We start from the raw sequence: 23,428 nt of genomic DNA, 5'->3' as shown, positions 1-23,428 counted from the left end.
CGGGTATCCTGCACGGCATGACTGATGCATTTGCTTCGCTGCGCGTAACCGATGTCGCTTTCGACGACGACTTCATCCTGCTGACCCTGGCCGATGGCCGCCGTACCCGCCAGCCGCTGCGCTGGGTACCCGCGTTGTTCGAAGCCGATGCAGGGCAACGCGCGCGGTGGGTCGCCACCGCCGATGGCCTGGGCGTGAACTGGCCGGCCCTGCTGCCGGCGCGCGAGGCGGGCGTGGTCGATATCCTCAACCAGGTCTGGGAAGACCGCTACGAGGCCGCGCTGGCGCGACTGAAGGCAGCCGCGTGGACGCTGGATGCGCTGTCCGACGAAGACCAGCAGCTGGTGGCGCTGTGGCGCATGGAGGCCGACATCAACAACGGCGGCTTCATGCAGTTCCTGTGCAACTGGGGCGACCCGACCTGCCAGCTGGCGTTGCGTGCGCTGCAGGCGATGGGCGCGGCGAAGACCCACGCGATCCTGGCCGGCATGCGCGGGCTGGTCGACCGGCTGGAAGATGACCCGGCGGTCAAGCAACTGACCGACCTGTACGGCGCGATGACCGAACAGGAGCAGGAGGCGCTGCACGCCTTCGACGAAGCCTATTTCGAGCGACCGGAAGACCTGGCCAGGTTGGGGCTGAAGCACTTCGGCCCGGAGCCTGTCGAACGACGATGACCATGTACGCCGGCGCTGTTCTGTAGAGCCGAGCCCATGCTCGGCTGCGTTTCAATCAGCGCGGGTACACCAGCAGCACCACCAGATCCTCCTCACCCACCTGCTGCAGCGCATGGCGGCTGCCCTTGCGGGTCAGCAGCGCGTGCCCGGCGTGCACGTCGTACTGCCTGCCATCCAGCACATAACTGCCCTGCCCGCTCACGATGTAATAGATCTCGTCCTTGTGCTGCGGATGCAGGCCGATGCCCGCGCCTTTGTGCAGCACACGCTTGCGCAGCACGAACGGCAGCCCTTCGGCATCGGCGAAGAACGGATACGCCGTGGTCGGGCCGGCACCGCCGTGCGGGCCTGCTTGCGTGCGCACAACACTGTCTTCGTGCACCACCTGCGAGGGCAGGGCTGGGTCGCTACCCTGCCCTTCCGCCACCACGTCGCAGTCGATATCCCGCACCAGCGCCGGCTGCAGCGCGGGTAGCAGCGGCACCGCCTCGCGCAATACCAGGCAGGCCACCGCATGTGCGCCGGCCACGCTGAAATGGGTGCCGTCGGCCTTGTTCTGTTCGGGCACGAACAGGAAGTAGGGTCGCGCGCCCTCCTCACCCAGCGCGCGGATCCAGCGCATGCTGCGGTCATTCAGATCAATCAGCGCAATCTGCTCGCGCGCGGCCAACGCCTTCATCGACTGCGTGTAGCGGCCATGCGTATCCAGCAGTGAACCGAAGTCGTACAGCAGCCGCGCCACCGGCGTGACCAGCACCGGCGTGGCGCCCTTTGCGCGGGCCACCTGTACGTAACGCATCAGCAGGCGTGGGTAGTCGCTGTCCGGATCGGTGTAGCGCGTGCGGTCTTCGAACTTCGCATCGTTGTGGCCGAACTGGATCAGCAGCACGTCGCCTTGGCGCAGCTCGGCGGCGATGGCCTCCAGGCGCCCTTCCTCGATGAAACTGCGCGTGCTGCGCCCGCCCTTGGCGTGGTTGTGCACCTCCAAGCGCGCCGGGTCCAGGTAGCTCTGCAGCGCCTGGCCCCAGCCGGCCTGCGGCGCGCGCTCGGGGCCGTATGCGGCCGCAGTGGAGTCACCGGCAATGAAGACCCGCACGGGCGCCGCCTGCGCGGTGGTGCACGACAGCAGCAACAACAAAGGCAACAGGGTGCGCATGTCCGGTCTCCGGTAGTGCCGGCCGCTGCCCGGCAACCTCATGAACGGCGGAAGCATTGCCAGGACGCCGGCCAGCGGCCGGCACTACCGCGGATCACGCGTCAGCGCGCCAGCCAGCCACCATCGACCGGCAGCACGGCGCCGTTGATGTAATCCGACGCCGACGAGGCCAGGAACACCGCCGCACCGGCCAGGTCATCCGGCGTGCCCCAACGACCGGCCGGGATGCGCTCCAGGATCGCCTTGTTGCGCGCTTCGTCGGCGCGCAGCTGGGCGGTGTTGTCGGTGGCCATGTAGCCCGGGGCGATGGCATTGATGTTGATGCCCTTGCCCGCCCACTCGTTGGCCAGCAGCCGGGTGATGCCGGCGATGCCGCTCTTGCTGGCGGTGTACGACGGCACGCGGATACCGCCCTGGAAGGACAGCATCGAAGCGATGTTGATGATCTTGCCGTGGCCCTGTTCGATGAAGTGGCGGCCGGCGGCCTGCGAAATGAAGAACGCGGACTTGAGATTGACGTTCATCACGTCGTCCCAGTCCTGCTCGCTGAAGTCCACCGCATCGGCGCGGCGGATCAGGCCGGCGTTGTTGACCAGGATGTCCAACCCGCCCAGGCCTTCGATGGTCTCGCGGACCACGCGCGCCACCGGCTCGATGCTGATCAGGTTGGCTTCGATGGCCAGGCAGCGGCGGCCCAGCGCGGTGATCTTTTCGATGGTATCGGTGGGCGGGGCGATGCCGGCCACGGCCACGTCGGCGCCAGCGGCGGCCAGTGCCACGGCGATGCCCTGGCCCAGACCGGTATTGCCACCGGTTACCAGAGCGACCTTGCCTTCCAGGCTGAAGGGATTAGCCATTGCGTATGCATTCCTTGATATAGACGAGCGGTGTCGACGGCCGGCACACGGTGCGCGGCGGCCAGGCGGGCTTACTTGAGCTGGCAGATGTCCAGCACGTGCATGTCGGTGTAGTCCAGGTTCTCGCCACCCATCGCCCAGATGAAGGCGTAGTTGCTGGTGCCGGCGCCCATGTGGATCGACCACGGCGGCGACACGACCGCTTCGTTGTTCTGGATCACGATGTGACGCTGCGCGGCCGGCTCGCCCATGAAGTGGTAGACGCGGTCGCTGTCACCCAGGTCGAAGTAGAAGTAGACCTCGCTGCGACGGTCGTGCAGGTGCGGCGGCATGGTGTTCCACACGCTGCCCGGCTTGAGCACGGTCAGGCCCAGCAGCAGCTGCGAGGACTGGCAGGTGGCCGGCACGATGTACTGGTAGATGGTGCGCTCGTTGCTGGTTTCCAGCGCGCCGCGGTCCAGTGCAACGGCGTCCTTGATGGACAGCTGCCTGGTTTCGAAGCGGGCATGGGCCGGGGTCGAGGCCAGATAGAACTGGGCGGGGTTGGCGGCGTCCTGCGAGGCGAACACGACCTCCTTGCTGCCCATGGCCACGTACAGACCGTCCTTCGGACCCAGCGTGTAGCCGGTGCCATCCACGGTGACCGTACCAGTGCCGCTGCCGACGTTGATCACGCCCAGTTCCCGGCGCTCCAGGAACGGGTGGCCTGCGGCCGAAGCGGGTTCGGTCTGGGTCGGCAGCGCAAGCGGTGCGTCCACCGGGGCGGCGCCACCAATCACGAAGCGCTCGTAGTGGGTGTACTTGAGGGTCACCGCACCGGCGTTGAACAGGCCATCGAGCAGGTACAGGTCACGCAGCTGGTCGTTGCTGGCACCGTGGATGGCATCGGGATGGGTGGCGTAATGGGTCTTGCTGTACATGGCGTCTCCAGAGCGGGGGGCGGGCCGACGGGTCGGCCCCGGCGCGGTTCACGGTCGATTCTAGCCAGACAGGAAACCGGTGTCATTTTGCGTCGCACGATGCCGGGATGGCCCGGGCAGGGCGCGGTGGATCGGGTGGATGGGGCAGGAGCGTGTCACGACCAGAGGTCGTGACCTGCAGGATTGATCCTTGGGGATCAATCCTCCGGCGGCTGGCAGGAATCGCGGACGATCAGGTGCGGCCGCACGCTGGCAATGGGCAGCGCGGCCTGGCCTTCGGGCTGGATCAGCATCGCCGCGGCGGTGCGTCCGGTATCGCGCGTGTGCCGGCGCACCGAGGTCAGCGAGGGCCACAGGCGCGAGGCAAGCGGGCTGTCGTCATAGCCGACAATGGACAGCTGGCGCGGAATGTTGATGCCCGCGCGCAGCGCCACCTTGTAGATACCGGCGGCCATTTCATCGTTGCCGGTGAAGATGGCGGTCGGGCGGCGCTTGCCCAGCAGCAGTTTCTCGGCAGCGGCGACACCGGATTCGAAGGTGTAGCCGGCCTCGATGATGCGGTCTTTCGGCAGCTCGATACCGCGTTGCGACAGTGCGTCGATGAAGCCGGCGGTACGTTCATGGGCCGAACGGTAGGCGCTGGGACCGGTCACCAGGGCAATGTCACGGTGGCCGAGCGAGAGCAGGTAGTCGGCGGCTTCGGCCGCACCATCGCGGTCATGGGTAACCACCATCTGCGAGCTTTCGTCCAGCGGCAGCGCTGCCACGCGGGTAAACCGGCAGCCGATCTCATCGAGCATGTCCGCCAGCGCCTGGTCTTCCGAGGCACGCGGCACCAGGATCACGCCGTGCAGCTTCTGCTGCTGCACGAAGCGACGCACGCCTTCGATGTAGCCGGGGCTGCGGCTGTCACAGGGATGCACCACCAGCTCGAAACTGGATCCACGCAATGCATCCAGCGCGCCGTACTGCATGTCCACGATGTACTGCGCGGTGGGGTTGTCGTAGACCATGCCGATCAGGAAGGAGCGGCGGAACGCCAGCCCGCGGGCCAGTGGATCGGGCGTGTAGCCCACTTCACGCATCAACGCTTCCACCTTGTCGCGCGTGTCCTTGCGCACCAGTGGCGAGTTGTTGATGATTCTTGAAACCGTTTTCTTGGATACACCCGACAGTCGCGCGATGTCGTTGATGGTGGCTGCCTTGCCCTTCGCCAATGCCGGCGTAGCGGCATCGTTCTTGTTGCGCACTGACATGTTTTGAACCCGGTAAGTCTGGGGATTCCGGCTCCGCGCTCAGTCCAGCGCGCGGTAGCGGAAGTTGCGGAAGGTTACCGCACCGTCGCCGGCCGCATACAGCGCCGGCTTCAACGCCAGGAACCTGCCCGCGACATTGTGATGGTAACCGGACACTTCCATCTGAACCGGATACTTCTGCCAAGTGTGCCCGTCGGTGCTGGAGTGGAAGGTGACGATGTGGCGGTTGTTGGTCACCCGCAACCACAGCCGGCCGCCGCGGCCCGGGGCCGGTCGGGCAGGGCGCTCCTCGCCGTAGCGATGCATGATGAACGACTCGCCGTTGCTGCCCACGCCCGCGTACAGCCGGTCGCTGTAGAACAGCAGCGCGCCGCCCACGGCACCGGGGGCGATCTCCATCTCCACCTCGAACTGATAGGCCCGGTCGCCGGCGATGGTGGTCAGCGGCGAGGCGTCGCGCGGCGTGCTGCCCTTGCCCTGCAGGACAAGGCCGTTGCCACTGAAACCCAGCCGGCGGTACTCATCCTGCGCCGGGTTGAAGAACGCCCACTGCGGGCCAAGCGTGCTGCCGCGGAAATCATCCGACAGCGCCATGCCATGCGGCGACAGCGCCTGTCCGGCCGGCTTGCGCAGTGGCTGACCAAGGTCTCCGCCCGTGGCCCGGAACCAGCCGTCAGCGGTCCATTCGATCGGTTCGAGCAGGGCCTGCCGACCCAGCGTCCAGAAGCCGTTCTCGTACCCGTGGTACATCATCCACCAGCGTCCATCGGTCCCTTCGATCACCGTGGCGTGGCCGCGTGACCACCAGGGCTCGGCCGCCGACTGCGTGCGCGTGATCGGGTTGTTGGGCGCGTTCTCCCATGGTCCATGGATCGAACGCGAGCGTGCGGTGATCACCATGTGCCCGGTCGGCGGACCGGCGGTGCCGCCCACTGCCGTGGTCATGTAGTACCAGCCGTCGCGGACGTGGATCTTCGGGCCTTCCTGCGCGTAGGCCTCAACGTCCCAGTCCTGCGGGTAGCGCCAGCCGTCATAGACGTGTTTCGGCGTGCCGACCACGCTCAACCCGTCGTCGGCCAGCTGCACGTAATCACCGCCACTGAGGAACAGGTAGCGCTTGCCGTCTTCACCCACTGCATGGCCGGGATCGATGTAGCCACCCAGGCCGATGTCGATCGGCGCGCTCCACGGGCCCTTGATGTCATCGGCCCAGACCACGAAGTTGCTGCGGCGCTCGCCGGTGCGGGCCGGGAAGTAGATGAAGTAGCGCCCCCGATGCTTGACGATGTCCGGCGCCCAGATCGCCCCCACGTTGCGGGTGACCGCATGTCCCAGCGGCTGCCAGTTCACCAGGTCGCGCGAGTGCCAGATCGGGAGGCCGGGGTAGGCGTCGAACGACGACAGCGTGAGGTAGTAATCGTCCCCGTCCTTGAGCACCGAGGGATCCGGATGGTCACCGGCCAGCACCGGATTGAGGAACGTGCCATCGCCCCGGTCCGCCTGGCGCTGGTGTTCCAGCCCCCGCGCCCACTGCGCCGGGGCGCGCGCGGGCTCCGCCGCGGGTGCAGGCCGTGCCGGCAGCAACAGCACAAGCAGAGTGATGGTGGCGGCGATACACAGTGCACGCATGGCAGTCTCCTTGTGGCTCAGCCGCGCAGCGCGGCGGGCAGCCACAACGACAGTGAGGGGAAGAAGGCCACGACCAGCAGCACGGCGAGCGCGGCGAACCAGAACGGCCAGATCGTGCGCATGCTCTGGCCCACGCTGATCTTGCCGATGGCCGTGCCGATGAACAGCACCGAGCCCACCGGGGGCGTGACCAGACCCAGGCCACCGGTGAGCACCAGCACCAGGCCGAAGTGGATCGGATCGATGCCGTAGGCGCGCGCCACCGGCAGGAAGATCGGCGTGCAGATCAGGATCATCGGCGCCAGGTCCATGAAGGTGCCCAGCAGCAGCAGCATCACCACGATCATCAGCAGCACCATGAGCTGGCTGTGCGCGAACGACTGCAGGAACTCGACGGCGGCCGCGGGCACCTGCAGGTAGGCCAGCAGCCAGCCAAACACGGCAGCGGTGGCGATCACGAACAGGATCACGCCCGTGCTGCGCGCAGCGTGGATGACGGTGTCGAAGAACTCGCGCCAGCGCAGTTGCCGGTACAGCACGGTGGTCACCAGCAAGGCGTAGACCACGGCGATGGCTGCGCTTTCCACTGCGGTGAAGATGCCGGCACGGATACCGATGAAGATCAGCGCGACCAGACCCAGGCCAGGCAGGGCGGAGACGATGCGCAGGGCCACGGCGCGCCAGCCGGGAAAGACCTCCACGCCATAGCCGCGGCGGCGCGCCACCGCATAGCCGGTGACCATCAGCGCCAACGTCATCAGCAGCGCGGGGACAATGCCGGCGGCGAACAGGTCGGCGATGGACAGGCCCCCACCGGCAGCGGCCGAGAACAGGATCAGGTTGTGCGACGGCGGCACCAGCAGCGCCACCAGCGCGGCGGTGATGCTGACGTTGACGGCGAAATCGCGGTCGTAGCCGCGCTTGACCATCTGCGGGATCATCGTGCCGCCGACCGCCGAAACGTCGGCGATGGCCGAGCCGGACACGCCGCCGAAGAACAGCGAGGACAGGATCGAGACCTGGCCGAGGCCACCGCGCAAGCGCCCCACCAGCGACGAGGCCAGGGCGATCAGGCGCTCGGAGATGCCGCCGCGCATCATGATCTCGCCCGCGAAGATGAACAACGGAATGGCGATCAGCGAGGCCGAGCCGGTACCGGCCGAGATCTGCTGCACCAGCACGATGCTGGGGATATCCAGGTAGAGCAGGGTGGCCAGCGCGGCAGCGGCCAGCGCGTAGGCCACCGGCACGCCGAGCAGCAGCAGCACGGCAAACACGGAGAACAGGATGGTGATACCCATGGATCAACGATCTCCTTCAGCGTCTTCGGCGCCGGTGGCGCGGGCCTGCAGCGCGTTCCACGCACGGTTCAGCGCGAACAGCAGCATCAGCCCGCCGCCCACCGCCAGTGGCAGGTAGTTGATGCTCTGCGGCAGATCGGCGCCGGCGGTCTTGATGTCCAGGCCGTCGAGCAGCAGATCACCCGACCAGAAGGCGATGAAGCCTCCCAGCACCGCCACCACCAGCTGCACCAGCACGTCCACCGCACGGCGCAGGCCGGGGCCCAGGTAGGCATGCAGCAGGAAGAAGCCGAAGTGGCGGTTGGTGTGCACACCGCAGGCGGCACCCAGGCTCATCGCCGTGGCCAGCAGCAGCAGCGTGACCGGCTCGGTCCAGCTGGGCGAATCGTTGATCACGTAGCGCGCGAACACCTGCCAGCCCTGCACCACCACCAGCCCCAGCAGGGCAGCAACGGCGCCGTAGATGGCGATGTCGGCGATGCGGTCCAGCAGGCGCTGGCCAGGCCCGGTGGCGGGCGTCGTCGTCTCGATCATGGCAGTGTCCTCAGGCGGCGCGGATGCGGTCGACCAGCGCGGCGATCTCCGGCTGCTGCAGGTACTGCTGCAGCAGCGGCTGGGCGGCGGTGCGGAAGGCGGGCATGTCCACCTCGTTGGCTTTCACCCCATAGGCCAGCACGGCGCGGCGTGCGGCGTCCTCCGACGCATCCCACTGCTCGCGCATCACCTTCACCGACGCGCGCGCGGTCTGCAGCAGCAGCTGGCGGTCGTCAGGCGACAGGCGTTCGAAACTGGCGCGCGACATCAGCAACACATCCGGCGCGTACGAATGGTCGCTCTGCGACCAGTAGTGCGCCGCTTCGAAGTGGCGGCTGGAATGGAAGCTGCGCATGTTGTTCTCGGCGCCGTCGATCATGTGGGTTTCCATCCCGGAGAACGTGTCGCCCAGCGACATCGGCGTCGGATTGGCGCCGAGCAGGCGCATCAGCTGGATGAAGATGTCCGATGAGGCGACGCGCAGCTTCAGGCCGTGCAGGTCCTTGGGCGAAACGATGGGGTGCTTGGTGTTGTAGAAGCAGCGTGCACCGGAATCGTAGATCGCCAGGCCGACCAGGCCGCGGCCCTGGAAGCCGCGCAGCACGGCTTCGGCCACACCGTCATCCAGCGCGGCACGCTGGTGCGCCACCGACGTGAACACGTAGGGCAGGCACAGCGCCTGGGTCAGCGGAAAGGCATTGTTCAGCGCACCGGCATACACGCGGGTGATATCGATGGCGCCGAAGCGCGCCATGTCGATCGCCTCGGATTCGCGGCCCAGCTGGCCGGAGTGGTACTGACGCAGGCGCAGGCGACCGTTGGTTTCGCGCTGCAGCGTTTCGCCGATCCACTTCACCGCGGTGACGGTAGGGTAGTCGGCCACATGCACGTCGGTGGCGGTCAACAGCGCGCCACCGGCCATATCGCCGCCCGGCCCGCGGCCACAGGCGGCGAGCATCGGGGTGGCCAGGGCAGCAGCGCCACCGGCCAGGAAGTTACGTCGTGTGATCATCTGCGCCCTCCCGCGCGTGTTCACCAGGGCAGCCCCGCGGTCATCCCGCGGGCACGGCCCGGCAGGCAATGTCACCGAAGCCGGCAAAGCGCACCAGCGCCGTTTGTCCTGCCTCGATATCGTGGATGCCGGTGGCATTGCCGGTGGCGATCAGGTCGCCCTTGCGCAGCGGCCGGCCACGCAGGGCCGAACGGGACAGCGCAAAGGCATAGGCCGCGCGCAGGCCACCGGGCAGGCGGGTGGCGCCACCGGTGCCGACCACCTCACCTTCGATCAGTGTCTCGGCACGCAGCGAGTTTTCGTCGCGTGCGGTCCAGTCGACGATCTCCGGGCCCAGCACCAGGCCGTTGTTGTTGCCAAAGTCGGACACCACCACGCGCGGACCAAGTTCGTTGATGGTGGCCAGCGGGCTGCTGGCCACTTCCACGCCGATATAGAGGCGCGCAGGCAGCGCTTCGGCCTGTTCCGGGGACCAGTCCAGCTGTCCGGCCGGCGCGTCCTCCAACAGCTCCAGCACGTACTCTGCTTCGACTGCGCCGAAGCCCCCGACGAAGACCGGGATGTCGGCTGTTCCACCGGTATCATTCCAGAGCTGACGTTTGAAGATCGGCCCCAGCAGGCGCTCATCGCCGGAGCCGTCGCGGCGCTCGGCAGCGATGTAACCCACCTTCCAGCCGACCACCGTATCGCTCCACAGGCCAATGGCCTGGTCCTGCACGTGGTAGGCAGCCACCAGATCGACGGGGATCTCTCCGGGGAACGCGGGCAGGGCCTTGCCTGCGCGGCGTGCATCGGTGAAGGCGCGGGCGATGGCGGCTGCACCGTCCGGCGCCGGCCTTTGCCCCTGTGTGCCGTGTTCGTTGCTCAAGAACGGTCTCCCTCTGCGTTGTTGCACTGCCCATCGACAGCGTCTGCAGGAGGTGTATATGGTAAACCGGTGTCATCACGCAAGCCGCAGCGCATCACACCCGCTTCCGGGGCGCCTGCGGCACGCTGCCCACCCTTCGCTGGAGCCCGGTCCGCCATGCGTCTACCCCCTCTTGTGCTGTTCCTGTGCGTTCTGTTGACGCTTGCCCCGGCACGTGCCAGCGACGTCCCGCTGCGCGACGGCCAGCGGCTTGCCGGGGAGGTGGCGGGCGAACGCCTGCCGCTGTGGCCGGACGGCCAGGTACCTGGCCAGAGCGCTCCGGCACGGAAGGCGCGGGTGGTTGAGCGCAGCCCCGATCCGGCCCATCCGGACCGGTTCGTGGACGGGATCGATGCGCCATACATGATCGTGCACGCGCCGCCACGTCCGAACGGGCAGGCGGTGCTGGTCATTCCGGGCGGCGGCTACCAGCGGGTGGTAATCGACAAGGAGGGCAGCGCGCTGGTGCCGGACTGGGTGCAGCGGGCAGGCTTCACCCTGTTCGTGCTTCGCTACCGCCTGCCGCAGCCGGGCAGGGACCGCCAGGCGGCGCTGGCCGATGCCCAGCGTGCGCTGCGGGTCGTGCGCGACCAGGCCGCGCGCCGCGGCCTGGAGGCGGACAATGTGGCGGTCATGGGCTTTTCCGCCGGCGGCCACGTGGCTGCGCGGCTGGCCACCGGCTTCGATGCGCCGGTCTATCCCGCACGCGATGCGATCGATCAGCTGAGCGCGCGCCCGGCACGGGCGGTGCTGGTCTACCCGGTCATCGACATGGGCGCGCATGCGCACAGTGGTTCGCGCGGGCGATTGCTGGGCGAGCGCCCTGACCCCGCATTGGCGACGCAGTACTCGGTGCAGGAGCACGTGCGTGCGGACATGCCGCCGACGATGCTGATCCATGCCAACGACGATCGCGTGGTCAGCGTGCACAACAGCGAGGTGATGGCGCAGGCGCTGGTCAGGGCGGGCGTCGAGCACGAACTGCATGTGTTCGCCCATGGTGGCCACGGCTTCGGCATGCGCCTGCAGCCCGGCTCCACCCTGGCGCAGTGGCCAGCGCTGGCGCAGGCATGGCTGACAGCAGGAAAGGATGCGGAGCGCAGCCGATGACGGGAGCACCCGACGATCTGCAGCGCCGCCGTTTCCTGCGCGACAGCGCGCGCTGGGCGCTGGCCACGGCCACGCTGGTGGCACTGCCGGCAGCGGCGATGCCCGGTGCACGCGACGAACGCCTGCCGATCGTCCGCGTGCGCGGGGGGCGCCTGCGCGGCCAGCATGAACAAGGCGTGCTGGTATTCCGCGGTGTGCGCTACGGCGCCGATACCGGCACCCATCGCTTCCAGCCACCACGCCGGGAAGCGGCATGGAACGGGATCGCCGATGCACTGGACTATGGCGCGGCCGCACCGCAGGGCGGCGCGGAAGGCCCCGGCAGCGAAGACTGCCTGTTCCTCAACGTCTGGACCCCCGCACTGGGGGATGGCGGCCGCCGCCCGGTGCTGGTCTACATACACGGGGGTGGGTTCAACAACGGCTCCGGCAGCGATCCGCTGTACGACGGCAGTGCGCTGTGCCGCCGCGGCGATGTGGTGGTGGTGACCCTCAATCATCGGCTGAACACCTTCGGTTACCTGTACCTGGGCGCACTTGGCGACGCGCGCTACGCCGCGTCGGGGAATGTCGGCCAGCTCGACCTGGTACAGGCGCTGCAGTGGGTTCGCGAGCACGCGGCGATCTTCGGCGGTGACGCTGGAAACATCACCGTGTTCGGCCAGTCCGGGGGCGGCGCCAAGATCGCCACGCTGATGGCGATGCCGGCGGCACGCGGCCTGTTCCAGCGCGCGTGGACGATGAGCGGGCAGCAGGTCACCGCGGCCGGCCCGCGTGCCGCCGCGCAGCGCGCTGCCATCGCAATGGAGGCAGTGGGTGCAAAGGACCTGTCTGCCCTGCTGCGGGTCCCGGCCACCGATCTGCTTGCAGCCACCCGTGCCCGCGATCCATCGCGGGTGGAAAGCACGTCGCTGTACTTCGGGCCGGTACTGGACGAAGTCTCCCTTCCGGTGCATCCGTTCTGGCCGCAGGCGCCGCGGCAGTCGGCCAGCATTCCGATGGTCATCGGCAATACGCGCGACGAGACCCGTGCCTTCCTCGGCAACGATCCGGCCAACTTCACCTTGACCTGGGAGACGCTGCCGGCACAGCTGCAACGCCAGCAGTTCGTGGATCTGCTGCCGCAGACGGTGATCGCCGAGTACCGGCGCCTGTACCCGCATTACACGCCTTCGGAGGTGTTCTTCGCGGCCACTACCGCAGGACGCTCCTGGCGCGGCGCAGTGGAGGAGCTGGAAGCGCGTGCGCGCCAGCCCAGCGGGGCCGCGCCCACCTGGGCCTACCAGCTGGACTGGGGCTCACCGGTGGAGCAAGGCCGGCTGCGCGCCTTCCACACGCTGGACATCCCGCTGGTGTTCGACAACGCCGGCCTGCCCGGCGCACGCACCGGTGGCGGCGCGGACGCGCATACGCTGGCGGCGACAATGAGCGACGCACTGATCGCCTTCGCGCGCAACGGCGACCCCAATCATCGCGGAATGCCGCAATGGCCCCCCTACGCGCTGCCCCGGCGGCAGACCATGCTGTTTGATCGCCAGAGCGGCGTGGTGGACGATCCTCGTGCCGGCGAACGTGCGCTGTATGCAAAAGTACCGTTCGTGCAGCGCGGCACGCAGTGATGACACCGCGGTGCAAACATTCTGTTAACCCCTCTCGGCTAGAGTCGGGGCATGGGAACGATGTCCTTGCCACCGTCATTCACCGGCCGGGAGCGGCTGTTCGCTGCGATCGATGCCGCGGTGATGCTGGGCACGCCGGAGGCCATTACCGGTGCGCTGCAGCAGGTGCTGCGCGAGGCCATCGTCGATCCGTCCATCCAGCTGCCCCCCTGCGTGCGGCGCCCGGTCGAAGGGCATTACGCACGCCGTGAACTGCACCGCAGCCCGACCCTGGGCTACAGCGTCATCGCCATGTGCTGGGGCCCGGGCCAGGGCACGCCGCTGCACGACCACGATGCGATGTGGTGCGTGGAAGGCGTCTGGCAGGGCGAACTGATCGTCACTCCCTATGCGCTGATTGAACAGGATGGCGAACGTCATCGCTTTGCCGCCCAGCCCACGCTGTACGGGCACCGCGGTAGCGCCGGCAGCCTGATTCCGCCGCACGAGTACCACACGCTGTGCAACGCCAGCGACGCGGACGTGGCCGTGTCGCTGCATGTCTACGAGGGCGCGATGGAACGCAGCGCGGTGTTCGAGCCGTTGGATGATGGCTGGTACCAGCGCCGGATGAAACGGCTGGAGACCGAGGCGTCCTGACCCACGCCGGATCACGCCCGGCGTAATGCAGGCATCATCGCGGCACGCCGACCACGTTGTTGAGCCGGGTCACTTCCTCGCCACCGTCGGCCAGCGCCACGCGCACGCGCAGGCCGCTGCGGTCACCGGCCGGCAACGGCAACCAGACCTGCACGGTCTTCGGCTGCAGGTCACTGGGTGCCCCCAGCGCCGGCACGTCCGTGCGGGCGATCTCGCGACCGCGCGCGTCTTCCAGCATTGCTACGGCCACGCCGGTGCCGACATGGCCCAGGCTGTGCACGGTCACCTGCAGCTGGCTGCCGTCGATGCGTACGTCGCCGCGACCCACGCCCAGGTCCGGCCGTGTTTCCACCGGTGTTCCCTCGGACACGCGTTCGAACTCGAACACCTCGGTACGCCCGGGACGGAACTGCAGCGCCACCGAAGCGCTGGTTTCCAGCTGTACGCGGCGTTCGGCGGGCGTGCCGTCGATGTGGCCATCGCCATCGGCATCCACGCCGCTGCGTATCCGCCAGGTCCCGCTGGCCACGTTCCAGCCGGTCATGTCGGCGCCGATGGTGCGCGTGCCCAGGTTGTAGCTGGTAACGGTGAAACGTTCACGCGACGGCGCATGCACCAGCAGGGCGACCTGTTCGGCCGCTCCATCGCGGTCGAAGCGCCAGCTGACGGTGTGGCCGGGCCAACTCTGGTTGCGCTTCAGCGCGATCCCACCCAGGCGTGCGCGCTGGAGGAATTCACTGGGCGCTTCCACGCGGTCGGACCACCAGTGGCCGTCGGTGTTCATGTACGCGCGCTGCACTTTCGCCTGCAGGCCGTCGGCATGCAGGGCGGCGATGTATGACCTGTCGCCGCTGGCCTGCCAGGCCATCAGGCTGGCGAAGCCGGTTTTTCCCGCGTCGGCCTCGGCGCGCAGCAGCGGATACCAGTCCTGTTGCCGGCCCAGTACGTCCACGACGTTTTCGCCCAGGTTGGCCAGTGCGCCCGGGCCGCCACGGGCCACGCGGTAGTCCAGTGCCTGCAGGTACTTCGCATCGCCGCTCCAGCGCCACGCCGCCCAGAAGGTGTGCATCGTGTCGCCACTGCCGGAGCCGTTGTTCAACTCGCCGCCGCGGGTGGCACCACTGGCCCAGTTGATCTCGTTGGGCAGGGTGAAGCGTCCCTTGTCGTCCTTGCCTGCGTGGGCCAGATAGCCATCGGCCAGGCCGATCACCAGCCCGCGGCCGGTGGGATCGGCGTTGTACTGGCCCAGCAGGAACGCCGGGTGCAGCACCGGGAACGAATACGGCTTCTGCCACTGCCAGTTCGGTTCGCGGTAGACCTTGTTGCCACCGAACCAGTTGCTGGAGAACAGCAGGTGGCCCTGCGGGTTGCGCAGGATGATGCGCTCGTCGAAGGCCTTCACCGTTTCCATCAGGCGTTCCAGCGTCAGCGGATCGCCCCAGTTGAGGTAGAGCATGGCGCTGTTGGTGTTGATGCCTTCCTCATAGGAATGCAGCTCGTCGGTCTCGATGGTACTCAAGCCGTTGCTGAACATGCCGTTGCGGTACACCGCGTCGGACAGCGCGGTCAGCGAGGCGTTCAATCGATCCGGCTGCACGCCCATCAGGGCCAGCCCCGGCCACTGCTGGGTCAGGTCGGAATCGTCCGAAATGCCACCACCGAAGTCACCGTAGGCCACCTGCCGTTCGTCGATCCACCAGTCGACGAACTGCCGCACCTGCGCCAGGTCCTGCACCTGGTTGAATGCCCACGCCGGCACGCCCCTGGGCACGGCAGGCGCCGTGTAGGGCGGGCGGCCCTGGCTGTTGTAGCTGATGTAGTTCCAGTACAGGCGGCCGAGTTCATGGTCCGGGTCCACCCGCAGCAGGTCGCTCAGGTCCGCGTACACGCGCGCGTACAGGCGCTGGCGCTTGGACGTGGTGTGCTCTTCCACCAGGAAGCCCCAGTTGTCGCGGACCTGGTTGAAGCGATCGGCCACGTGCTCCTTCAGCGCGTCGGCACGCGGCTTGAACACCAGCCGGACCTGCGCACCGTCGAGGGCATCGGCATCGAAGCCTGGTGCGGCCGAGGCGATGCTCAGCCACAGGCTGTCCGGGGTGAGGATGCGATCGCGCAGGTCCAGCCACAGCGTGCGCGCCTGCCGTGGCGGCACCGACACCGATACATCGATCATGTCGCGCGCCGGCCAGATCGGATCCTTGATGCGGATGTTCAGCGGGATCAGTCCATCGTGGGTGGGCGGCAGGTCCAGCGCGGGAAGGTCGATGGCCACGCCGTCCAGGCCGTCGTGCATGTTCTCCCAGCTGTAGGCCCAGCTGCGGATCAGCGGCTGGTTGGCCGGCGCGTCACCTACCCCGGAAGGAATCAGCACGTGCACGATCGGCTGCGGATGTGCGGGCAGGGTGCCGGCATCCCGGCGGCGGGAACCGGCGCCCTTCGGCAGCGCCATCACCGTGCTGCGTTCGGCGGCCGGGAAACGTCCGTCGATGTAGCGGCGCAATGCGTCCAGGTTGGTGTAGTCGGGCAGCGCGTGGCTGTCGATGATGTAGGTCTGCTTCACCGTGCCTTCCGGCTCGCCGCCCTCGCTCACGTGGTAGGCCCAGATTTCCTGGATCGGTGTTTCCTGCTCGACGTTGCTGAAACGCAGCACGCCGCCGCGCTGCGCGGCAATGTCGTCGACGCTGCGCACCACGCCGCGCGGGCGCGTGACCAGCACGTCGGTGGCATGTCCGGCGTCGGGCCCGTGGGAAAGGGTGCCGAAGGCCGCACCACGGATCTCCACCCGGTTCACCGTTTCGGTGGCCGGCAGGGTCAGGTCCAGGTGCTGGCCGCCTTCCACATAGGTGTTCCAGTCCGGAAGCTGGAAGTAGTCATTGCGGCCGGGCAGGCGCGAGCGGTTGTACACGCCCGGCCAAGTGGTTTCGGCGATGCCATCGGTGGCCTTCCACATCCACGCCTTCAGGTCGCGGGTGTCGGCGAATTCGATCTTGCGGATGCGGGTGCCGCCGGCCGCCAACGCTGGGGGTGCAGCCCCTTCCCAGCCGAAGCGGTGGCGCCAGGCGCGCGTGCCATCGCCGATCGCCACGGCGCTGGCTGGCTCGCGCCCGCGCGCCAGCGTTGCCACCGCCGGCGCATCCAGCATGCGGTCGTAGACCCGGATGTGCTGGAAATCGCTCCCACGCAGGAAGTTGTAGCGACTCTGCACCTGGTACGGTGCCATCACCCGCCCGGCCAGGCCGAGCTGGTCCAGCGCGGCATCGTAATCGCCGGTGGCCTGCGCGCGCGCCACTTCGCGGCCATCGATGAACAGGCGCACGCCGTGGTCCTCATCCCAGGCGAAGGCCAGGTGCAACCACTGGTCGGGACGCGGCAGTGCATCCATGCGGAACGACACGCGTGTGCGTGCCAGGTTGGCATCGGTGACGAAGGCATCGAAGCCGTGCCCGTTCCAGTCGATGCGCAGCCAGGCCATGTCCCAGCTGCTGTGGTCGGCGTAGCCGACGCGGAAGATCACGAACGGCGCTTCTCCCACCGCGTAGCGTGAACGCCAGTCGAAGGCCAGTGTGCCGCGCTGGGCCAGGATGTTGCCCGGCGCGTCCCAGGCAAGCACGCCGTCGTCTTCCCATTGGATGGCCTTGCCATGCTCGCCGTCGTCGACCACCGCGACCTTGTCGCGAAAGTTCGCTACGGCCTCACCGTGAGCGGTCACGGCCTGCAGGCCGTGATTGGCATCCACATGGAAGAGCAGGGTGGGGACATCGGCGGCGGCCGTCGCGGGGCCTGCAGCCAGGGCCACTGCCAGCAGCAGGCAGCGGGACACGGTCGTGCGGTGCGGCATGGAGACATTTCCTTTCAACGGGCGACGGCCGGCGGCGGGCCGCCGGACCGTAGCAAGGCCACGCCGCAGCGGCACCTTGCGGCGCAGCAGCGGTCATGGCGAACCGCGGCGCGTATCGGCACGCGCCGCCGGCGTTGCTCAGAACTTGTAGCGCACGCCCAGCAGGAACTGGCGGCCGGTTTCGGTGTACTGGAGTGGCAGGCGGCCGGTGGCGGGCGAGTACACCCATTCATCCGAGGCTTCGTTGGTCAGGTTGATGCCTTCCAGGCTCAGTTCCAGCTGGTCGCTGATCTTGTAGCGGATGGACGCATCAATGACCGTGGTGCCGGTCATGCCGTGGTAGCCGTCCAGGTTGAAGCCGGTTTCCTGACCGGGCACCTGGGTGAGGTAGTCATCGCGGTTGGTGGCGGAGACGCGGCCAGCGAAGGTCTCGCCTTCGTAGAACAGCGTTGCGTTCCATGACGATTTGGACAGGCCCAGCAGATCGTTCTTCATCACCGGCTGGCCAGCCGAGTTGATGTACTGGATCTTCGATTCGACCCAGGTGTAGTTCAGCTGCACGCCCAGGTTCGACCACTTGCCCGGCAGGAAAGTGAAGGGCTGGGTGTAGTTCGCCTCGGCGCCGTACAGCTCACCGCCGGGGGTATTGACTGGCCGGGTGAAGGTGAAGTCGTCGGTGGGCGAGGCGCCGGTACCGGTCAGCAGTTCGGCAGGCAGGCCGCTGTCGGTGTACGGGCGGTTCTCGCGCAGGGTCTGCACCGAGGTCTCGATGTCCTTGTAGAACAGGCCCAGGCCCGCCATCGCGCCTTCGGCGAAGTACCACTCGAAGCCCAGGTCGACATTGGTGGCGCGCGTCGGGTCCAGGTTGGGATTGCCGCTGGAGATGGTGCGCGCACCACCGGCCACGGCCACGGTTGCACCCGGCGTCAGGCTGCCCAGGCCCGGGCGGGTCATGACCTTGGCCGCACCCAGGCGGATCAGGAAATCGGGCGTGACTTCGGCCACCAGGTTGAACGAGGGCAGGGTGTCATCGTAGGTGCGGGTGGCGGTGGTGGAGGTGGTACCACTGGCCAGCGTCGACAGCCCGGTGGAGGTCTGCCTGGTGCGCACGTAGCGCACGCCGAAGTTGCCCGACAGCGGCAGCGAGCCGATTTCGGTGCTGAACTCGCCCATCAGGTAGGCACCACGGTCCTTCTCTTCCACGCTGCGCACGTTGTTGGCGCGCGGCGCGACGGCATAGATGCCGCTGTTGCTGTAGATGTCGAACTGGTCGGCGATTGCATCCAGGTTCGGCACCACCCAGTTGGATGGATTGCCATTGATGCCCTTCAGGCCGGCCTGGTTGATCATGTCCACGGGCACGATCCTGCTGCCGCTGGCGAAGGTCGGCACGGCCAGTTCGCTGGCACGGCGCAGTTCGGTGGTCTTGAACGTGTAGTCCTTGGCAAGCACGCCGCCCTTCAGGCGGAAGCCGGGGCTGATGTTCCAGTTGAAGTCGATCTGGCCGGTATCGAAGTCGTTGTCCACATACTGCGGGCGCAGGCGGATTTCCGCCAGTTCCCAACCGTTGGGGTCGGTCGGGTCGATGCCGTAGTTGAGGATCGGGAAGCGGCTGTTGCCACGGTAGTCGTAGCTGTAGCCCTTGACGTCGTACTTGTCCATGATGACGGTGGTCTGCACTGGATTCTCGTGCCTGGAGCGCGAGATGCCCAGCTTGCCGGACACGGTGAAGTCGTCGCCGAAACGGTGCTGGCCGTTCAGGCTGATCTGCTTGAACTCGGTGCTCCACTCGTCGTGGCGGTTCTCGGTACGGATGTCGACGTTGTCGAATTCACCGTACAGCAGCGCGCCGTTGCGGATCTCGCCGTTCCTGACGATGGTGCTCGGCTTGCCGACCAGGCGCGGGGTGCTGCTGCTGCCACGGCTGAAGGAAATCGCTTCGATGTACTGCTCGTCGCGGGTGGCATCGATCTTCGAGTACAGCATGTCCAGCGATACTTCACTGGCATCGCTGGGCTTCCACTGCAGCGAGCCGGTCACGCCCAGGCGCTTCTGCTCGTGTTCCATCTGCACGTAGCGCGGGAAGCGCGGGTGGAATACATCAGCGGCGCGTGCGGCGGCGAACGGCGATGACGCAGCGAAGTTGCCATTGCTCGGGCCGTTGGCCCAGCGGCCGGTGTTGGAGCCTTCCTCCAGTGCCTGGCGCTCGGAGTAGGCCACCGACAGGAGGGCGCCGAAGGTACCATCGGCGAAGGTGTTGGAGACCAGCGCGGCCAGCCGCGGGTCGGCCTTTTCGGCCATCTGGTTGTAGCCGGCCTGGCCGCTTGCGGCGAAGGTGAAGCCGTCGTAGTCGAACGGGCGCGCGGTGCGCAGGTCGACAGTGGCACCCAGCGAGCCTTCCTCGACGTCGGCCGAGGCGGTCTTGCGCACCACCAGCTGCGAGAACAGGTCCGAGGCAAACACGTTGAAGTCGAAACCGCGGCCGCGGTTGGTACCACCGCTCTGGTCACCGGCGCCGACGGTGGTCAGCGCTTCCATCCCATTGATGCGCACGCGGGTGAAATCCGGGCCCAGGCCGCGCACCGAGATGTTGCGGCCTTCGCCGGCTTCGCGTGTGATCACCACGCCCGGAATGCGCTGCAGCGATTCAGCCAGATTGAGGTCGGGAAACTTGCCGATGTCTTCGGCAACGATGGCATCGACCACGCCGGCCTCGCCGCGCTTGATGTCCAGCGCCTTTTCGACACTGGCGCGATAGCCTGTGACGTTCACCGTGTCCAGGTCGGTAGCGGTCTGCTGCTGGGCGGCCGCGCTGGTGGACAGGGCGAGTCCCACCCCCAGGGCCAGCAAGGTAACCGGTGTCTTTTTTCCATGGATCCGAGATTGCATGCCTTTCCCCTCTCCCAAAGGTCTGGTATCGCAGCTGCGCGGCGAAATGACACCGCTAGTCAAAACCGACGTTAGCAGCACCACCGGGATCGGGCATCTTGCACCGCAACAGATTTGCAATGTCTCCAAGACGCTTGCAGGACAAAGGTTTCGACATATCGCCCAAGCGCTCTCAAGACGTCTTCGGTCTAGAATGACACCGCTAGCCAATCGCCACGCCCCTCGCGTGGCCCACTTACACGCCATGCAGTGTCCCATGCTGGTGGCACGCGTGAAGGAGCTGAGATGGGTCGTATCGTGTGTTTTGGAGAGTTGTTGCTGCGCCTGGGTGCCCCCGGCAACGAACTGCTGCTGCAGTCGCCGCAACTCCAGGTCCATGTGGGAGGGGCCGAAGCCAACGTGGGTGTCTCGCTGTCCCGGCTTGGACATCAGGTGGCCATGGTCAGCACCGTGGCCGGCAATGCGCTGGGGGCGCATGTACTGGGTGAACTGCGGCGGCACGGCGTGGATACGCGCGGTGTGCGCGAGGACGCCGAGGGCCGCATGGGCCTGTACTTCCTCACCACCGGCGCGGTACAGCGCGCGAGCGAAGTGGTCTACGACCGCGCGGATTCGGCGTTCGCGCGCAGCACTGCAGCCGACTACGACTGGCCAGCGCTGCTGCAGGACGCGCAGTGGCTGCACGTCTCCGGGGTCAGCCCGGCGTTGGGCCCGCACGTGGCGGCGGCCACGCTGGCGGCGGCGCGCGCGGCAAGACAGGCCGGTGTCCGCGTCTCCTTCGACGGCAATTTCCGGCCCCGCCTCTGGCAGCGCTGGGGAGGCGATGCGCAGGCGGTATTGCGCGAACTGTTCGCGCAGGCCGACATCGTGTTCGCCGACTACCGCGACATGGAGGTCGTACTGGGCACCCGCTTCACCCAGCCGGACCTGATGGAGCGGATCGACGCGGCCGCTGCCGCCGCGTTCGGTGCCTTTCCGCAACTGCAGTGGATGGCCTGCACGCAGCGGCAGGTGCTGAGCGTGGACCACCATGTGCTGGGCGCTGTGCTGCTGGGTTGCGACGGAACCCGCGCACAGGCCCCACTGCGTCATCTGCAGGGCATCGTCGACCGCATCGGTGGCGGTGATGCCTTCGCGGCCGGCATCCTGCATGGCATCCTGTCCGGCCTTGATGCCGACGCCACCGTGCGGTTCGGCCTGGCCGCCGGGGCGCTGAAGCACTCCATCCCCGGCGATTTCAATCCTGTCAGCGAAGCTGACGTGCTGGCCCTGATGGGCGAGGAGCGATTCGATGTCCGCCGCTGATCCGCGCGTACGCGCGGTCCTGAAACTGGCACCGGTGATTCCGGTGTACACCCCCGAAGACGTGAATGACGCGGTCGAAGTGGCCCAGGCCCTGTTCCGCGGCGGCCTGCCGGTGATCGAAGTGACCCTGCGCACGCCGCAGGCGCTGGACGCGATCACGGCCATGGTCGAGGCCGTACCGGACGCGGTGATCGGTGCCGGCACCGTGCTTACCCCGGCGCAGATGCAGGCGGCGAAGCAGGCCGGAGCGCGTTTCGCGGTGTCCCCCGGCGCCACGCCGGCACTGTACGCGGCCGCGCGCGATGCCGACCTGCCGTACCTGCCCGGTGCGGCCACGGCCTCGGACCTGATCCTGGGCCTGGAGCACGGCCAAGACACGTTCAAGTTCTTTCCCGCCGTGCAGGCCGGCGGTGCGGCGCTGCTGGCGGCCTGGCACGGTCCATTCGCCGACGTGCGCTTCTGCCCGACCGGTGGCATCAGCGCGCAGACCGCGCCGCAGTTCCTGCACCTGCCCAACGTGCTGTGCGTGGGTGGCTCGTGGTTGACCACGCCGGCACTGCTGCAGACCCGCGACTGGGAGGCCATCGAGCGCCTCGCCCGCGAGGCCTCGGTGCTGGCCAGCTGAACCCGGCGCACGGATCTTCAAAGGTTTGATCGTGATCAAAGCGCCGGCCTCGTGCCGGCGTCATTCTGTGGGCAAGCGCACTACGGAGATCCGAACATGAATTCCACCATGAAGGCCGCTGTCGTGCGTGAGTTCGGCAAGCCACTGGTCATCGAGGAAGTCTCGGTACCACGCCCGGGGGCGGGCGAGGTACTGGTCAGGATCGAGGCCTGTGGTGTCTGCCACACCGACCTGCACGCCGCCGAGGGCGACTGGCCGGTCAAACCGAACCCGCCGTTCATCCCCGGTCACGAGGGCGTGGGGCACGTCGTGGCCGTGGGTGGCGGGGTCGGGCACGTCAGGGAAGGCGACAGGGTCGGCATCCCCTGGTTGTACTCGGCGTGTGGCCATTGCGAACACTGCCTGGGGGGCTGGGAAACGCTGTGCGAAACGCAGCGCAACACCGGTTACTCGGTCAACGGCGGCTTCGCCGAGTACGCACTGGCCGATGCCAACTATGTCGGCCTGCTTCCAAAGGACGTGGGCTTCGTGGAGATCGCGCCGGTGCTGTGCGCCGGCGTAACCGTCTACAAGGGCCTGAAGGTCACCGACACCAGGCCCGGTGACTGGGTGGCGATCTCCGGTGTCGGTGGCCTGGGCCACATGGCCGTGCAGTACGCCCGCGCAATGGGCCTGAACGTGGCGGCGGTGGACGTGGATGACAACAAACTGGCGCTGGCGCGGAAGCTCGGCGCGCAGGTCACCGTCAACGCGCGTACCACCGACCCGGCCGCCTTCCTGAAGAAGGAGATCGGTGGCGCACACGGTGCACTGGTCACCGCGGTGTCGCCGAAGGCGTTCGAGCAGGCACTGGGCATGGTCCGCCGCGGCGGCACTGTCTCGCTCAATGGCCTGCCGCCCGGCAACTTCCCGCTGGATATCTTCGGCATGGTGCTCAACGGCATCACCGTACGCGGCTCGATCGTCGGCACCCGCCTGGACCTGCAGGAATCGCTGCAGTTCGCTGCCGAGGGCAAGGTCGCCGCCACCGTCAGCACCGACCGCCTGGAAAACATCAACGACGTGTTCGCGCGCATGCACGCGGGCACCATCGAAGGCCGCGTGGTGCTCGACTTCGCCGCCTGACTGCCTGTGCATGGCCGCCGCTGCTCCGT

Annotated in this window: 18 protein-coding genes; 7 read left to right on the top strand and 11 right to left on the bottom strand. The window is 67.6% G+C overall.

What is annotated here, in order from left to right; genetic code table 11:
• Positions 1–17 precede the first annotated feature (17 nt).
• Positions 18–677, top strand: a complete 660-nt coding sequence (locus N5C25_RS11820) for a DUF4375 domain-containing protein (RefSeq protein ID WP_080398880.1) — start codon at positions 18–20, stop codon at positions 675–677.
• Between the two features lie 55 nt (positions 678–732).
• On the opposite strand, the gene N5C25_RS11815 is transcribed toward N5C25_RS11820, so the two are convergent.
• The 9 genes from N5C25_RS11815 to N5C25_RS11775 form a co-directional block, all read right to left on the bottom strand.
• Positions 733–1,833 carry a GDSL-type esterase/lipase family protein gene (locus N5C25_RS11815; RefSeq protein ID WP_058983192.1) on the bottom strand — a complete coding sequence of 367 codons (1,101 nt, stop codon included), beginning with the start codon at positions 1,831–1,833 and terminating at the stop codon, positions 733–735.
• Positions 1,834–1,934: 101 nt separating this feature from the next.
• Positions 1,935–2,690 (bottom strand): 2-dehydro-3-deoxy-D-gluconate 5-dehydrogenase KduD, encoded by a 756-nt coding sequence (kduD, locus tag N5C25_RS11810; protein ID WP_005421125.1) that lies wholly within the window; start codon positions 2,688–2,690, stop codon positions 1,935–1,937.
• Between the two features lie 71 nt (positions 2,691–2,761).
• Positions 2,762–3,610, bottom strand: coding sequence for a 5-dehydro-4-deoxy-D-glucuronate isomerase (gene kduI, locus N5C25_RS11805; RefSeq protein ID WP_019337387.1), 849 nt, complete (start codon positions 3,608–3,610; stop codon positions 2,762–2,764).
• Between the two features lie 197 nt (positions 3,611–3,807).
• Positions 3,808–4,866 carry a LacI family DNA-binding transcriptional regulator gene (locus tag N5C25_RS11800; protein WP_019337388.1) on the bottom strand — a complete coding sequence of 353 codons (1,059 nt, stop codon included), beginning with the start codon at positions 4,864–4,866 and terminating at the stop codon, positions 3,808–3,810.
• 39 nt (positions 4,867–4,905) lie between these two features.
• Positions 4,906–6,495, bottom strand: a complete 1,590-nt coding sequence (locus N5C25_RS11795; RefSeq protein ID WP_019337389.1) for a family 43 glycosylhydrolase — start codon at positions 6,493–6,495, stop codon at positions 4,906–4,908.
• Between the two features lie 17 nt (positions 6,496–6,512).
• Positions 6,513–7,796 carry a TRAP transporter large permease gene (locus N5C25_RS11790; RefSeq protein ID WP_279936986.1) on the bottom strand — a complete coding sequence of 428 codons (1,284 nt, stop codon included), beginning with the start codon at positions 7,794–7,796 and terminating at the stop codon, positions 6,513–6,515.
• Positions 7,797–7,799: 3 nt separating this feature from the next.
• Positions 7,800–8,330, bottom strand: a complete 531-nt coding sequence (locus N5C25_RS11785; RefSeq protein WP_019658831.1) for a TRAP transporter small permease — start codon at positions 8,328–8,330, stop codon at positions 7,800–7,802.
• Between the two features lie 10 nt (positions 8,331–8,340).
• On the bottom strand, positions 8,341–9,342 hold the full coding sequence (locus N5C25_RS11780) for a TRAP transporter substrate-binding protein (RefSeq protein ID WP_021204623.1): 1,002 nt from the start codon (positions 9,340–9,342) through the stop codon (positions 8,341–8,343).
• A gap of 40 nt (positions 9,343–9,382) precedes the next feature.
• Positions 9,383–10,210 (bottom strand): 2-keto-4-pentenoate hydratase, encoded by an 828-nt coding sequence (locus N5C25_RS11775; RefSeq protein ID WP_058983186.1) that lies wholly within the window; start codon positions 10,208–10,210, stop codon positions 9,383–9,385.
• Positions 10,211–10,384: 174 nt separating this feature from the next.
• Here N5C25_RS11775 and N5C25_RS11770 point away from each other — a divergent pair, with 174 nt between their 5' ends.
• From N5C25_RS11770 to N5C25_RS11760, 3 genes are read left to right on the top strand one after another with little or no spacing between them, the layout of a single operon-like run.
• Positions 10,385–11,359, top strand: coding sequence for an alpha/beta hydrolase (locus tag N5C25_RS11770; RefSeq protein WP_279936989.1), 975 nt, complete (start codon positions 10,385–10,387; stop codon positions 11,357–11,359).
• On the top strand, positions 11,356–12,978 hold the full coding sequence (locus tag N5C25_RS11765; protein ID WP_206633135.1) for a carboxylesterase family protein: 1,623 nt from the start codon (positions 11,356–11,358) through the stop codon (positions 12,976–12,978). The genes N5C25_RS11770 and N5C25_RS11765 overlap by 4 nt, the downstream gene beginning before the upstream one ends.
• Positions 12,979–13,029: 51 nt before the next feature.
• A complete protein-coding gene (locus N5C25_RS11760) occupies positions 13,030–13,617 on the top strand; it encodes a cysteine dioxygenase family protein (RefSeq protein ID WP_279936985.1) in 588 nt (195 codons plus the stop codon).
• A gap of 34 nt (positions 13,618–13,651) precedes the next feature.
• Here the strand turns inward: N5C25_RS11760 and N5C25_RS11755 are convergent, their stop codons facing one another.
• Positions 13,652–17,455 carry a LamG-like jellyroll fold domain-containing protein gene (locus tag N5C25_RS11755; RefSeq protein WP_279936984.1) on the bottom strand — a complete coding sequence of 1,268 codons (3,804 nt, stop codon included), beginning with the start codon at positions 17,453–17,455 and terminating at the stop codon, positions 13,652–13,654.
• Between the two features lie 138 nt (positions 17,456–17,593).
• Positions 17,594–20,344, bottom strand: a complete 2,751-nt coding sequence (locus N5C25_RS11750; RefSeq protein ID WP_029550752.1) for a TonB-dependent receptor — start codon at positions 20,342–20,344, stop codon at positions 17,594–17,596.
• Positions 20,345–20,629: 285 nt separating this feature from the next.
• Here N5C25_RS11750 and N5C25_RS11745 point away from each other — a divergent pair, with 285 nt between their 5' ends.
• The 3 genes from N5C25_RS11745 (at position 20,630) to adhP (ending at position 23,399) form a co-directional block, all read left to right on the top strand.
• On the top strand, positions 20,630–21,649 hold the full coding sequence (locus tag N5C25_RS11745; RefSeq protein WP_026346897.1) for a sugar kinase: 1,020 nt from the start codon (positions 20,630–20,632) through the stop codon (positions 21,647–21,649).
• Positions 21,636–22,274, top strand: coding sequence for a bifunctional 4-hydroxy-2-oxoglutarate aldolase/2-dehydro-3-deoxy-phosphogluconate aldolase (eda, locus tag N5C25_RS11740; protein WP_019658823.1), 639 nt, complete (start codon positions 21,636–21,638; stop codon positions 22,272–22,274). Before N5C25_RS11745 ends, eda begins: the two co-directional genes overlap by 14 nt.
• A 96-nt stretch (positions 22,275–22,370) precedes the next feature.
• Positions 22,371–23,399 (top strand): alcohol dehydrogenase AdhP, encoded by a 1,029-nt coding sequence (gene adhP, locus N5C25_RS11735; RefSeq protein WP_279936983.1) that lies wholly within the window; start codon positions 22,371–22,373, stop codon positions 23,397–23,399.
• Positions 23,400–23,428: the final 29 nt, after the last annotated feature.

It is taken from the genome of Stenotrophomonas sp. GD03958 (genome assembly GCF_029839005.1).
GTDB lineage: Bacteria > Pseudomonadota > Gammaproteobacteria > Xanthomonadales > Xanthomonadaceae > Stenotrophomonas > Stenotrophomonas hibiscicola.
The sequence above is the reverse complement of the archived record's forward strand: the minus strand, read 5'-3'. Positions and strand labels throughout refer to the sequence as shown.